This window comes from Xanthomonas hortorum, assembly GCF_011305375.1.
Taxonomy (GTDB): domain Bacteria; phylum Pseudomonadota; class Gammaproteobacteria; order Xanthomonadales; family Xanthomonadaceae; genus Xanthomonas; species Xanthomonas hortorum_E.
Genome location: NZ_VCME01000018.1, coordinates 164,623 through 176,881, shown reverse-complemented (window position 1 = coordinate 176,881; position 12,259 = coordinate 164,623). Strand labels below are relative to the sequence as shown.

The following is a 12,259-nucleotide window of genomic DNA, read 5'->3' as shown; positions in this document are numbered from 1 at the left end:
TCGTTTTTGTTGCAATGCGGTTATCATTTGCCGCGACGTTGAAGACCTCCAAGGTTTTCAATCGATGAAAAACTAGGGCTTGCAATTGCCGCTCAAGTTCTTCATAATTCCGCTTCTGCTGCGGGGTGGAGCAGTCTGGCAGCTCGTCGGGCTCATAACCCGAAGGTCGCAGGTTCAAATCCTGCCCCCGCTACCAAGTTTGAATTGCTGCTTTAATGCAGTTTGCCTTAGGGCAGCAGTTCATGTTCTTGGATCGCAAAGACGCATGTTCCCGTCTTTGCGCCGACCCTGAGAGGTCGGGCTTTTTTCACGCAAGGGGCCCATCGGGCCCCTTGTTTTTTCCGGAACCGGAAAGTTTGCTGCCGGTTGCCGGGGTTCTACTGGCAATCATTTGATCAGGGCAGTCTGTGAGCGAAAAAGCGACCGAAATCGCGAATCTGCTGAGTCCAACGGTTGAGTCCTTGGGCTTGGAACTGCTGGGTGTGGAATATCTTCCCGCTCCAGGTGGCGCCACGTTGCGTCTGTATATCGATGTGCCGCTGGCCGAACAGCCCGAGCGTGTGATCAACGTCGATGACTGCGAGCGCGTGAGCCGCGAAGTCTCCGCCCAGCTCGACGTCGAAGATCCAATCACCGGTAACTACACGCTTGAAGTGTCTTCGCCGGGTGTGGACCGTCCCTTGTTTACGCTCGAACAGTTCGCACGTCATGTCGGCGAGTCCGCAAAGATCGTGCTGAAGCTGGCGCAGGATGGTCGGCGCCGCTTTCAGGGCAAGATCCTGCGGATCGAGGCGGAGGCCGACGCCGTGGTGTTTGCCATCGACGGCAAGGACGTGCAGATCGGCTTCGACAACATCGACAAGGCGCGCATCCTGCCGGATTGGGTCGCTTTGGGCCTGGCGCCGCAAAAACCGAATAAGCCCGGCCCGAAAAAACCCGGGCACGAGAAGAAGAAACCATCCAACGAGTCGGCGGCTGGCAAGCCGCGCGCGGAGTGACTAAATGAGCAAGGAACTTTTGCTGGTAGTGGATGCGGTGGCCAATGAAAAGGGCGTGCCGCGCGAAGTGATCTTCGATGCGATCGAGGCCGCGTTGGCTTCCGCAGCGAAGAAGCGCTATCCCGACCAGGACGTGCTGGCGCGCGTGACCATCGATCACAAGGACGGTAACTACGAAACCTACCGTCGTTGGGAGGTGGTTGCCGACGATGTGGTGATGGAGTCGCCGGATCGCCAGGTGCGTCTGATGGATGCCATCGACGAAGCCGACGGCGTGGATGTGGGCGACTACATCGAAGAACAGATCGAAAACCCGGATTTCGGCCGTATCGCCGCGCAGGCCGCCAAGCAGGTGATCGTGCAGCGTGTGCGCGAAGCCGAGCGTCAGCAGGTTGTGGACGCATGGAAGGATCGCGTCGGCGAGTTGATCACCGGTGTGGTCAAGCGTGCCGAGCGCGGCAATATCTTTGTCGATCTGGGCGGCAATGCCGAAGCCTTCATTCCGAAGGACAAGGGCATCCCGCGCGATGTGCTGCGTCCGGGCGACCGCGTGCGCGGTTATCTGGCCGAAGTGCGCTCCGAACCACGTGGCCCGCAGCTGTTCATCAGCCGCGCTGCGCCGGAATTCATGATCGAGCTGTTCAAGCTCGAAGTGCCGGAAGTGGGCCAGGGCCTGGTCGAGATCAAGGCCTGCGCCCGCGATCCGGGCGACCGCGCCAAGATCGCGGTGATCGCGCACGACACCCGCACCGATCCGATCGGCGCGTGCATCGGTATGCGCGGTTCGCGCGTGCAGGCGGTGTCCAACGAGCTCAATGGCGAGCGCGTGGACATCGTGTTGTGGAACGAGAATCCGGCCAACTTCGTCATCAATGCGATGGCGCCGGCCGAAGTGCAGTCGATCATCGTCGATGAAGACAAGCATTCGATGGACCTGGCTGTGGCGGAAGATCGCCTGGCCCAGGCGATCGGCAAGGGCGGCCAGAACGTACGTCTGGCCAGCCGCCTGACCGGTTGGCAGCTCAACGTGATGACCGCCGACCAGGTGGCCGCCAAGTCCGAAGCCGAACAGACCTCCGCGCGCCAGTTGTTCATGGATCGCCTGGAAGTGGACGAAGAAATCGCAGCGATTCTGGTGACCGAAGGTTTCAATACGGTCGAAGAAATCGCCTACGTGCCGGTCGGCGAGTTGCTGGCGGTGGAAGGCTTCGACGAAGACATCGTCGAAGAGTTGCGTGCCCGTGCCCGCGATGCGCTGCTCAACGCCGCGCTGGCCGAGGAAGAAGGCCTGGAAGGAACTCAGCCCACCGAGGACCTGCTGGCGCTGGAGGGGATGGACGAGGAAACGGCCTTTGCTCTGGCCGAGCACGGCGTGCGCACCAGCGAGGACTTGTCCGACCTGGCAGCGGACGAGATCGTCGACTTCGGCATCGAGAGCTTGACCCAGGAGCGCGCCGCGGCGCTGATCCTGGCGGCCCGCGCCGAGGAGATCGCCCGTTTGGAGCGCGGCGAATGAGCCGGCAATGAACCGCGCCCTGACCCCATCAGGGCTTAGAATCAGCGCTTCCCTTGCTCTGGGCGAGGGGGCGCCAACCAGATCATAGGATCCGAATGTCGCAGCAAACCACCATCCGCAAGCTTGCCGAACTGGTCAATACGCCGGTCGATAAACTGCTGGTTCAACTGGCCGAGGCCGGAATGAAGTTCAGCGGTCCCGACCAGGTCGTGACCAGCACCGAGAAGATGAAACTGCTTGGCTTCTTGCGTCGCACGCATGGCAAGGCCGAGACGCCTGCCGAAGCGGCAACCGAAGCAGCCAAGAAGATCACGCTCAATCGGCGCAAGCTGCAGGAAGTCACGGTCAGCGCCGGCCGCACCAAGACCACGGTCAACGTGGAAGTGCGGCAGAAGCGCACCTACGTGAAGTCCGAAAATGAAGGCAGCGGCCGTGCCGCGCCGATGACGCCGGACGAAGAGCGCGCTGACATCCTGGCCAAGCTGGCCGCATCGCGTCAGCGCAACCTCGACGAGCAGCAGGCGCTGGCCGAAAGCGACCGCGTGCGCGACGAAGCGATTCAGCGCAAGCGCGATGAAGAGCAGGCCGCGAAGGACCGTATCGAAGCCGAGCGCAAGGCTGCCGAGGAAGCCGCTGCGGCTGCCAGTGCGCCGGCGCCGGTTGCCGCCGCGCCTACGCCGTCTTCCGCTCCTGCAGCACGTGCGCCGTCGTTGCCGTCTTCTGCACCGCGTCCGGCCCGTCCGGCTGGCGCATCGCCCGCCTCGCGTCCGGCCACGCCGGCACGTCCGGACGATCGCAATAATGCGGCCAAGCACAAGACGCGCGGTTCGCACGTCATGGTGGCCGGCGTCGAAGACGACGATGCGACCAAGCGCTTTGCCGGGCAGTTGCATCTGTCCGCTGCCGATCGCGCGCGTCGTTCCAATGTGCGTAGCAAGCCAACCGGTCGTCCGGGTTCGTCTTCTTCGCGCCGTGGCAACGACAGCGGGCGGGGCGGCAACCAGGGCAACAGCGGCCCGCACGGGTTCGAGCGTCCGACCGCACCGGTGGTGCGTGAAGTGGCGATCGGCGAAACGATCACTGTGGCCGATCTGGCGCAGAAGCTCGCGCTCAAGGGCGGCGATGTGGTCAAGGCATTGTTCAAGATGGGCGTCATGGCGACCATCACCCAGAGCATCGACCACGACACCGCGTCGCTGGTGACCGAAGAACTCGGCCACAAGGCCACGCGCGCCGACAATGCCGACTTCGAGGATGCGCTGCTGGCGCATGCCGAAGGTGCCGAAGGCGATGCCGTGCAACGTCCGCCGGTGGTGACCATCATGGGTCACGTCGATCACGGCAAGACCTCGCTGCTGGATTACATCCGTCGCACCAAGATCGCCTCGGGCGAGGCCGGTGGCATCACCCAGCATATCGGTGCGTATCACGTCGAAACCGGTCGTGGCGTCATCAGCTTCCTGGATACGCCCGGCCATGCCGCGTTTACCTCGATGCGTGCACGTGGCGCCAAGATCACCGATATCGTGGTGCTGGTCGTCGCTGCCGATGACGGCGTGATGCCGCAGACCAAGGAAGCGGTGGCGCATGCCAGGGCGGCGGGCGTTCCGTTGATCGTGGCGGTGAACAAGATCGACAAGGCCGGCGCGGATCCGCTGCGGGTCAAGAACGAATTGCTGGCCGAAAACGTGGTGGCCGAAGACTTCGGCGGCGACACCCAGTTCATCGAAGTGTCGGCCAAGCTTGGTACCGGTGTGGACACGCTGCTGGATGCGATCTCGCTGCAGGCCGAAGTGCTGGAACTGAAGGCGCTGTCGGAAGGCCGCGCCAGCGGTACCGTCATCGAGTCGTCGCTGGACAAGGGCCGCGGCCCGGTCGCCACGGTGCTGGTGCAGCAGGGTGCGCTGAAGAAGGGCGATTACCTGGTCTGCGGTATCCAGTACGGCCGTGTGCGTGCGTTGTTCGACGAGACCGGTCATCAGCCGACCTCGGCGGGCCCGTCGATCCCGGTGCAGGTGCTCGGCTTGTCCGGCGTGCCGGAAGCCGGCGACGACTTCGTGGTCGTCGACGATGAGCGTCTGGCCAAGGATGTGGCGCAGCAGCGCGAAACCAAGCGTCGCGAGTCGCGTCTGGTGGCCTCGGCAACCAACCGCATGGAAGACATCCTGGCTCAGATGGGCAAGGGCGAAGGTCAGCAGGTGTTGAACCTGGTGATCAAGGCCGACGTGCAGGGTTCTGTGGAAGCGCTCAAGCAGTCGCTGGTGGCGTTGTCCAACGACGACATCCGCATCAACGTGATCCACTCCGGCGTCGGCGGCATCACCGAGTCCGATGCGAATTCGGCCGCCGCTTCCAAGGCGACGATGATCGGCTTCAACGTGCGTGCGGATGCATCGGCACGCAAGATCGTCGAATCCAATGGTGTGGATCTGCGTTACTTCTCGATCATCTATGACGTGATCGATCAGGTGAAGCAGGTCGCCTCCGGTCTGCTCGGCGTGGAAATCCGCGAAGAGATCATCGGTATCGCACAGGTCCGCGACGTGTTCCGCAGCTCGAAGTTTGGTGCGGTTGCAGGCTGCATGATCATCGAAGGCATTGTGAAGCGCAGCAAGCCGATCCGCGTGCTCCGCGACAGCGTCGTGGTGTTCGAAGGCGAGTTGGAATCGCTGCGTCGCTTCAAGGAAAACGTCGAGGAAGTGCGCAACGGTACCGAGTGCGGTATCGGCGTGAAGGCCTACAACGACGTCAAGGCCGGCGATCAGATCGAGTGCTTCGAGCGTATCGAAGTCGCGCGTACGCTGTAACGGCTGCGGCTGTCATGGCTACCGGGGCCTGCGGGCTCCGGAGTCGGCAAGCTGGAGTCGGTAACGCCCGATTTTTGGACAGCACGTTTTGCAAGGCGAGGGCGGCATGGCCGCCCACGTTCGTTTTTGGCTTCGGTGCCATCTGGCCCTCCGAATCAACCAGGTCCACGACCATGCCAACCAAATCATTCCATCGCACCGACCGCGTCTCGGCGCAGGTGCGTCGCGACCTCGGCACGATCGTGCACGCGGCCGTGCGCGATCACGGCCTGCCATCGGTCAGTGTGTCCGATGTCGAAGTCACCCGCGACCTTGCGCATGCCAAGGTGTTCGTCACCGCGCTGCAGCAGGAGCGCTCGGTCGAAGCGGTCAAGGGGCTCAAGGAAATCGCCGGTCAGCTGCGCACGCAGTTGGCGCGTGCGATGAAGCTGCGCCACGTGCCCGAGCTGCACTTTCATTACGACGATTCGGTCGATCGCGGCGAACGCATCGACAATCTGCTGCGTGACCTGGACGACATCGGCCCCGAGGCCGCCTCCAGCGACGAAGACGCCGAGCAGCGCTGAGCGCTGTCTGGGCCGGCCGCCTCTTTCTATGCGGCCCTGATTTCAACGGGCGCGCATGGCGCCCGATTCGAGCACTGATCTTTTGAAACCCCGCATCGTCTATCGCCCGTTGCACGGCATCCTGTTGCTCGACAAGCCGGCTGGAGTCAGCTCCAACACCGCATTGCAGTCTGCACGCCGTTTGCTGCGCGCCGAAAAGGGCGGCCACACCGGCAGCCTGGATCCGCTGGCCACCGGCTTGTTGCCGTTGTGTCTGGGCGAGGCCACCAAGATCGCCGGCGTGTTGCTTGGTTCGGCCAAGGCCTACGACGCCGAGGTCGTGCTGGGCGTCACCACCGATACCGACGATGCCGATGGCGAACCGCTGCGTGAGCGTGCGGTGCCCGAGTTGAGCGAAGACGCCCTGCGTGCGGCGCTGGCGCCATTTGTCGGCCGTATCGCCCAGCAGGCACCGATCTACTCGGCCCTCAAGCAGGGCGGCGAGCCGCTATACGCCAAGGCACGCCGCGGCGAGGTCATCGAGGCACCGGTGCGCGAAGTCGATGTGCATGCGATCGAACTGATCGGATATGCAGCGCCACGCCTGCAGCTGCGCGTGACCTGCGGTTCGGGCACGTATATCCGCAGCCTGGCGCGCGATCTGGGCGAGGTGCTTGGCTGCGGCGCGCATATCGCCTCGTTGCGTCGGCTCTGGGTCGAGCCGTTCCGCAGCCCGCAGATGATCACGCTGGAAGCGCTGTCTGCGGCGCTGGATGCCGGCACCGATGCGCAGGAATTGTTGCTGCCGATTCGGGCCGGATTGGCCGATTTTGCGCGGATTACCCTGGACCAGGCACACACGGCCCGTTTTCGCATGGGTCAGCGCTTGCGCGATGCCGCATTTCCGGATGGCCAGGTGGCCGTGTTCGGACCGGACGGAATCCCCTTAGGTCTAGGCCTGGTGGACATGGAAGGGCGGTTGTCGCCTCAGCGCTTGTTCAATGGAATGAACGAAGCCCAGGCTTGTTAAGTTTTAGTCAACTTGTCCCCGGGCTCGCACGACGTTACAATTTCGCGGCCCCGTTCGGGGCACCTCCAGCGCCAAGCGCGCTCATCCCAAGCAAACGGCGAGTCCGGCGGTGCGTCATGCACGTTCCTGTCGACCACGCATCTATCGAGAAAACACATGTCCGTCGACACCCAGAAAGTTATTGAAGACAACAAGCGCAGCGCCCAGGACACCGGCTCCCCGGAAGTGCAGGTCGCTCTGCTGACCGCCCGCATCGAGCTGCTGAGCGGTCACTTCAAGACCCACAAGAAGGATCACCACAGCCGTCGTGGTCTGCTGCAGATGGTCAACCGTCGCCGCAGCCTGCTCGACTACCTGAAGAAGAAGGACAGCGAGCGTTACAAGTCGCTGATCGAAAAGCTCGGCCTGCGCCGCTAATCGAGTCCTACCACCGCGGTGCAGCGATGCGCCGCGGTTTTGTTTTGGTCATTCGTACTTTCGTTATTTGCACCAAGTAATTCATGGGCCGGAGCCTCCCGGCCGCCCGTTCTCGGCATGGGTCGACGACGGTCCAACGAAGACAGCAACACCTAAGGAAAAAACCTCCGTGGCAAAAATCACCAAAACCTTCCAGTACGGCAAGCACACCGTCACCCTGGAGACGGGCGAAATCGCTCGCCAGGCAGGCGGCGCCGTCATCGTCAAGTTCGACGACACCGTACTGCTGGTCACCGCCGTCGCCGCAAAGAGTGCGCGCGAAGGGCAGGACTTCTTCCCCCTGACGGTTGATTATCAGGAGAAGTTCTATGCCGGCGGCCGCATCCCGGGCGGCTTCTTCAAGCGCGAAGGACGTGCGACCGAGAAGGAAACGCTGATCTCGCGCCTGATCGACCGTCCGATCCGTCCGCTGTTCCCGGAGGACTACAAGAACGAAGTACAGATCATCGCCACGGTGATGTCGATGAACCCGGACATCGACGGCGATATCGCCGCGCTGATCGGCGCATCGGCCGCACTGTCCCTGGCCGGTACCCCCTTCAACGGCCCGATCGGCGCCGCCAAGGTGGGCTACAAGAACGGTGAGTACATCCTCAACCCGACCATCTCCGAGCTGAAGGATTCGCAGCTGGAGCTGGTGGTTGCCGGTACCGCCAATGCGGTGCTGATGGTGGAGTCGGAAGCGGCGCTGCTGTCCGAAGAAGTGATGCTGGGTGCGGTCACCTTCGGTCACCGCGAGCTGCAGAAGGTCATCAACGTCATCAACGAGCTGACCGTCGAAGCCGGCACCAAGCCCAGCACCTGGGTTGCGCCTGCCAAGAACACCGCGCTGATCAATGCACTGAAGGAAGCGGTCGGCGCGCAGCTGTCCGGTGCCTTCCAGGTGCGCGACAAGCTGCAGCGTCGCGACGCGATCTCCGCGATCAAGAAGGACGTGCTCGAGTCGCTGGCCGGCCGGGTTGCCTCGGAAGGTTGGAGCAATGCCGAGCTGTCGAAGGAATTCGGCGAGCTGGAATACCACACCATGCGCGACTCGGTCCTGGAGACCAAGGTGCGTATCGACGGCCGTGCACTGGATACCGTGCGTCCGATTTCGGTGCAGGCCGGCATCCTGCCGCGGACCCACGGCTCGGCGCTGTTCACCCGCGGCGAGACGCAGGCGATCGTGGTCACCACGCTGGGCACCGCCCGCGACGGCCAGGTGATCGACGCGGTCAGCGGCGAGTACAAGGAAAACTTCCTGTTCCATTACAACTTCCCTCCGTACTCGGTGGGCGAGTGTGGTCGTTTCGGTGCGCCCAAGCGTCGCGAAATCGGTCACGGCCGTCTGGCCAAGCGCGGCGTGCTCGCGGTGATGCCGAGCCTGGAAGAATTCCCGTACACCATCCGCGTTGTCTCGGAAATCACCGAGTCCAACGGTTCTTCGTCGATGGCTTCGGTGTGCGGCAGCTCGCTGGCGCTGATGGACGCCGGCGTGCCGGTCAAGGCACCGGTGGCGGGTATCGCCATGGGCCTGGTGAAGGAAGACGACCGCTTCGTGGTGCTGTCCGACATCCTGGGTGACGAAGATCACCTGGGCGACATGGACTTCAAGGTGGCCGGTACTGCCGAAGGCGTGTCCGCGCTGCAGATGGACATCAAGATCGAAGGCATCACCGAAGAGATCATGAAGCAGGCATTGCAGCAGGCCAAGGCTGGCCGTCTGTACATCCTGGGCGAGATGTCCAAGGCGCTGACCACCCCGCGTCTGGAGCTGAGCGACTACGCGCCGCGTCTGCTGACCATCAAGATCCACCCGGACAAGATCCGCGAAGTGATCGGCAAGGGTGGCTCGACCATCCAGGCGATCACCAAGGAAACCGGTACGCAGATCGACATCCAGGACGATGGCACGATCATCATCGCCTCGGTCAATGCCATCGCCGCGCAAGCTGCGAAGTCGCGCATCGAACAGATCACCTCGGATGTGGAGCCGGGCCGCATCTACGAAGGCAAGGTCGCCAAGATCATGGACTTCGGTGCGTTCGTCACCATCCTGCCGGGCAAGGACGGCCTGGTGCACGTCTCGCAGATTTCCAGCGAGCGCGTGGAGAAGGTCGGCGACAAGTTGAAGGAAGGCGATCTGGTCCGCGTCAAGGTGCTGGAAGTGGACAAGCAGGGCCGCATCCGTCTGTCGATCAAGGCAGTGGAAGAAGGCGAGGGTTTACCGGCTTCGGCGGAGTAATCGCTGCGGGTTGATGCATCACGTGCGTGATGCATGACGAAAAAGCGGGCTTCGGCCCGCTTTTTTGTTGTGTGCGATAGCAACACGTTCCTTCTCCCTCCGGGAGAAGGTGCCCCGCAGGGGCGGATGAGGGTACGTGCGAAGCCTCGTGCAGTTGGAGCGACGCGAGGGCTTCGCCTCGTACCCTCACCCCAACCCCTCTCCCGCAGGAGAGGGGCTTTGATTCCTTCTCCCATCGGGAGAAGGTGGCGCGTAGCGCCGGATGAGGGTGCGGGCGAAGCCTAGTGCGGTTGAAACGACATAAGGGCTTCGCCACGTACCCTCACCCCAACCCCTCTCCCGGCGGGAGAGGGGCTCTAATCCTTTTCACTGAGGCTGCTGCGTCGGCGTTGGCTGCGCTTCCGGGCGAGGTGGCACAACACGCGGAAAACCCGGCGGCATCGGTTGATCTGCGGGCAAAACGGAAGGCGTAGGCAACGGCTCACTCGGTGGTGGCGCAGTCATTACCGCATCAGGACGCAGCTTCAGCAAGGCCGCCCAGTCACGACGATTGAAATCGCACAGTTCTTCGTGCGCTGGCGTGCATTCGCTGGCGATGCCCAGGCTGTCTTCGTTCTGGTCCTGAGCCGTGTCGGACTGCGGCGTCGGCAACACCACGCGGCCAGCGCGATCCAGCGGCATCTTGCGCATCATCACCGTGTTGAACACATTGCCGCCGATCAGATACAGCGTGCGGTCGCCACCGACGTTGGCAGCCACCACCACATCGCAATGCGATTGCCACGGCATCGGTGCGCTACCGCCGAGCGCGGCCTTGAGGCCGGCATAGCCGAGCGACACAGTGCGTCCACGCAGCAGGCAAAGCATATCGCCGGGCGCGGGTTTTTCCACTGCAGGATCTGTGAACTGGTACGGCCCGCTGGCGCCGTCGTTGTAGGCGCTGCGGATGTAATCCAGATGACGCGCGGAGCGATGAAAGCCGCTCAAGCCGGCTTGCGTCATCACCCATGAAATGAAGGCCGCCGACCAGGGATTATCGACCACAAACGCGCGGCACTCGCTGGCGGTATAGCGCGTGCCATCCAACGCTGCGCAATTGGATGCGCCGGGGCGACCGCCCATCGATGCCAGCGTGCCGCTGTCGCGCCAGTAGCCTGCCACGCGTTGCCATGCGACCACGCCATGGTCGGCGAGATAGCCCGATTCGGCTTCGGTCACGCCAAGACTGGCCAGGCGACCTTTGGTATCGATGAAGGGGTGTTGCCACAAACGGTGTTCGTTGCAGGCGCTGCGCACGATGGCGATCGCTGCCGGGCTGGTGCCGAACCGTGGCGGCATGTCGCACACTTCCGCGGCAGCCGCGCTGCCGCCCCATCCTGCCAGCAACACGCAGATCCACGGCCAAGGTTTTACAGTCATCGCAGATCCTGTACTGAACAATCGCAGCAGGCTGACAGAGCTGCCTGCGGGCACACGTGAAATCAGTGTGGCGGCGGGCCGAGCTTGAGCGACAGATCCACCGCCTGCACGTGTTTGGTGAGGCCGCCGATGGAAATGCAGTCCACGCCATCGTTGGCAATCGCGGCAATGCCGGCCAGATCCACGCTGCCGGAGACTTCGAGCGGAATGCGTTGTGCCGCTGGCAGGGCCGCGACGATACGCACCGCTTCGCGGCGCATTGCCGGGTCAAAGTCGTCGATCAGGATGCGCGTGCAGCCCACCTGCAATGCTTCGCGCAGTTGCTCCAGCGTTTCCACTTCGACCACTAGGGGCAACTGCGGTTGCTGCGCACGCGCGGCATGCACGGCGGCGCTCAACGAGCCGGCGGCGCGGATATGGTTTTCCTTGAGCATCACCGTATCGAACAAGCCGATGCGGTGATTGTCGCCACCGCCGCAACGCACCGCGTATTTCTGCGCGGCGCGCAGTCCCGGTAGCGTTTTGCGTGTGTCCAGGATGCGCGTGCCGGTGCCGGCCACCGCAGCGACGTACGCAGCGGTCGTGGTCGCGGTAGCCGAGAGCGTCTGCATGAAATTGAGCGAGGTGCGCTCAGCGCTGACCAGGCTGCGGCTACGGCCATGCAGGATGGCCAATACCGTGCCGGCACGCACGTGCTGGCCTTCGTGCACGTGCCAGTCGATGCGTACCTGCGGATCGAGCGCGTGATGGGTGGCGTCGAACCATGGCCGGCCGGCAATCACCGCATCCTGCTTGCACAGCAGATACGCACTGTCGGCCTGATCAGGCAGCAGCGCGGCGGTCACATCGCCAGTGCCGATGTCCTCGGCCAGCGCGCGTGCCACATCGGCGTCCACCAGCGCGGCAGGTGGCGCGTCCGGCACGGTCGTGTGCGCGGAAGAACTCACTTTTCGGGGAAGTCTGCGATCTGCGCAGTGCCGATGGCTTCCTCGGCCAGCAGCACCGGAATGCCGTCGTCGACGCGGAAGATCTGCTTGCGGTCACGGGTGATCAGCGCCTCGCGCAGCGGCTGTGCCTGCACGGTGCCGTCGGCACGCTGCAGGTTTCCGCCGGCGATGGCGGTGTTGAGTGCTTCCAGGCCCTTGCCGTCGAGCAGCGAGAGCGGTTGGCGGGTGTCGGGCGAGCACAGCAGGTCGAGCAGTTTGCGATCCATCGAAGTCTTGTCTTGCGTGGAGATTGGCTA

At 63.3% G+C, this 12,259-nt stretch carries 10 protein-coding genes and 1 tRNA gene; 8 read left to right on the top strand and 3 right to left on the bottom strand.

Going from position 1 to position 12,259, the window contains the following annotated elements; translation table 11 throughout:
* Nucleotides 1-119 precede the first annotated feature (119 nt).
* The 8 genes from FFY45_RS16420 (at nucleotide 120) to pnp (ending at nucleotide 9,597) form a co-directional block, all read left to right on the top strand.
* A tRNA-Met gene (locus FFY45_RS16420) sits at nucleotides 120-196 on the top strand.
* 211 nt (nucleotides 197-407) lie between these two features.
* On the top strand, nucleotides 408-998 hold the full coding sequence (gene rimP / locus FFY45_RS16415) for a ribosome maturation factor RimP (RefSeq protein WP_006450553.1): 591 nt from the start codon (nucleotides 408-410) through the stop codon (nucleotides 996-998).
* Between the two features lie 4 nt (nucleotides 999-1,002).
* Entirely contained in the window at nucleotides 1,003-2,514 is a 1,512-nt protein-coding gene (nusA, locus tag FFY45_RS16410) for a transcription termination factor NusA (RefSeq protein WP_176341233.1), read from the top strand.
* Between the two features lie 95 nt (nucleotides 2,515-2,609).
* Entirely contained in the window at nucleotides 2,610-5,321 is a 2,712-nt protein-coding gene (infB, locus tag FFY45_RS16405; RefSeq protein ID WP_176341232.1) for a translation initiation factor IF-2, read from the top strand.
* 173 nt (nucleotides 5,322-5,494) lie between these two features.
* On the top strand, nucleotides 5,495-5,887 hold the full coding sequence (rbfA, locus tag FFY45_RS16400; protein ID WP_006450550.1) for a 30S ribosome-binding factor RbfA: 393 nt from the start codon (nucleotides 5,495-5,497) through the stop codon (nucleotides 5,885-5,887).
* Nucleotides 5,888-5,969: 82 nt separating this feature from the next.
* The gene (gene truB / locus FFY45_RS16395) at nucleotides 5,970-6,896 is read left to right on the top strand and encodes a tRNA pseudouridine(55) synthase TruB (RefSeq protein ID WP_176341231.1); all 927 of its coding nucleotides are present in this window, start codon (nucleotides 5,970-5,972) and stop codon (nucleotides 6,894-6,896) included.
* Between the two features lie 156 nt (nucleotides 6,897-7,052).
* Complete coding sequence (rpsO, locus tag FFY45_RS16390) at nucleotides 7,053-7,313, top strand: 30S ribosomal protein S15 (protein ID WP_006450548.1); 261 nt, start codon at nucleotides 7,053-7,055, stop codon at nucleotides 7,311-7,313.
* A 169-nt stretch (nucleotides 7,314-7,482) separates the two neighbouring features.
* Complete coding sequence (gene pnp, locus FFY45_RS16385; RefSeq protein WP_168957702.1) at nucleotides 7,483-9,597, top strand: polyribonucleotide nucleotidyltransferase; 2,115 nt, start codon at nucleotides 7,483-7,485, stop codon at nucleotides 9,595-9,597.
* A gap of 366 nt (nucleotides 9,598-9,963) precedes the next feature.
* Here the strand turns inward: pnp and FFY45_RS16380 are convergent, their stop codons facing one another.
* The 3 genes from FFY45_RS16380 to FFY45_RS16370 all read right to left on the bottom strand — a co-directional run bounded on the left by FFY45_RS16380 (nucleotide 9,964) and on the right by FFY45_RS16370 (nucleotide 12,229).
* Entirely contained in the window at nucleotides 9,964-11,016 is a 1,053-nt protein-coding gene (locus FFY45_RS16380) for a DUF2272 domain-containing protein (RefSeq protein WP_176341230.1), read from the bottom strand.
* Nucleotides 11,017-11,078: 62 nt separating this feature from the next.
* On the bottom strand, nucleotides 11,079-11,963 hold the full coding sequence (nadC, locus tag FFY45_RS16375) for a carboxylating nicotinate-nucleotide diphosphorylase (RefSeq protein WP_176341229.1): 885 nt from the start codon (nucleotides 11,961-11,963) through the stop codon (nucleotides 11,079-11,081).
* On the bottom strand, nucleotides 11,960-12,229 hold the full coding sequence (locus FFY45_RS16370; RefSeq protein WP_023904445.1) for a Trm112 family protein: 270 nt from the start codon (nucleotides 12,227-12,229) through the stop codon (nucleotides 11,960-11,962). The genes nadC and FFY45_RS16370 overlap by 4 nt, the downstream gene beginning before the upstream one ends.
* Nucleotides 12,230-12,259: the final 30 nt, after the last annotated feature.

Coding starts and splice junctions, on each gene's coding strand:
- rbfA (WP_006450550.1), top strand. CDS start 5,495: ATGCCAACCAAATCATTCCATCGCACCGACCGCGTCTCGGCGCAGGTG.
- FFY45_RS16380 (WP_176341230.1), bottom strand. CDS start 11,016: ATGACTGTAAAACCTTGGCCGTGGATCTGCGTGTTGCTGGCAGGATGG.
- infB (WP_176341232.1), top strand. CDS start 2,610: ATGTCGCAGCAAACCACCATCCGCAAGCTTGCCGAACTGGTCAATACG.
- nusA (WP_176341233.1), top strand. CDS start 1,003: ATGAGCAAGGAACTTTTGCTGGTAGTGGATGCGGTGGCCAATGAAAAG.
- FFY45_RS16370 (WP_023904445.1), bottom strand. CDS start 12,229: ATGGATCGCAAACTGCTCGACCTGCTGTGCTCGCCCGACACCCGCCAA.
- rpsO (WP_006450548.1), top strand. CDS start 7,053: ATGTCCGTCGACACCCAGAAAGTTATTGAAGACAACAAGCGCAGCGCC.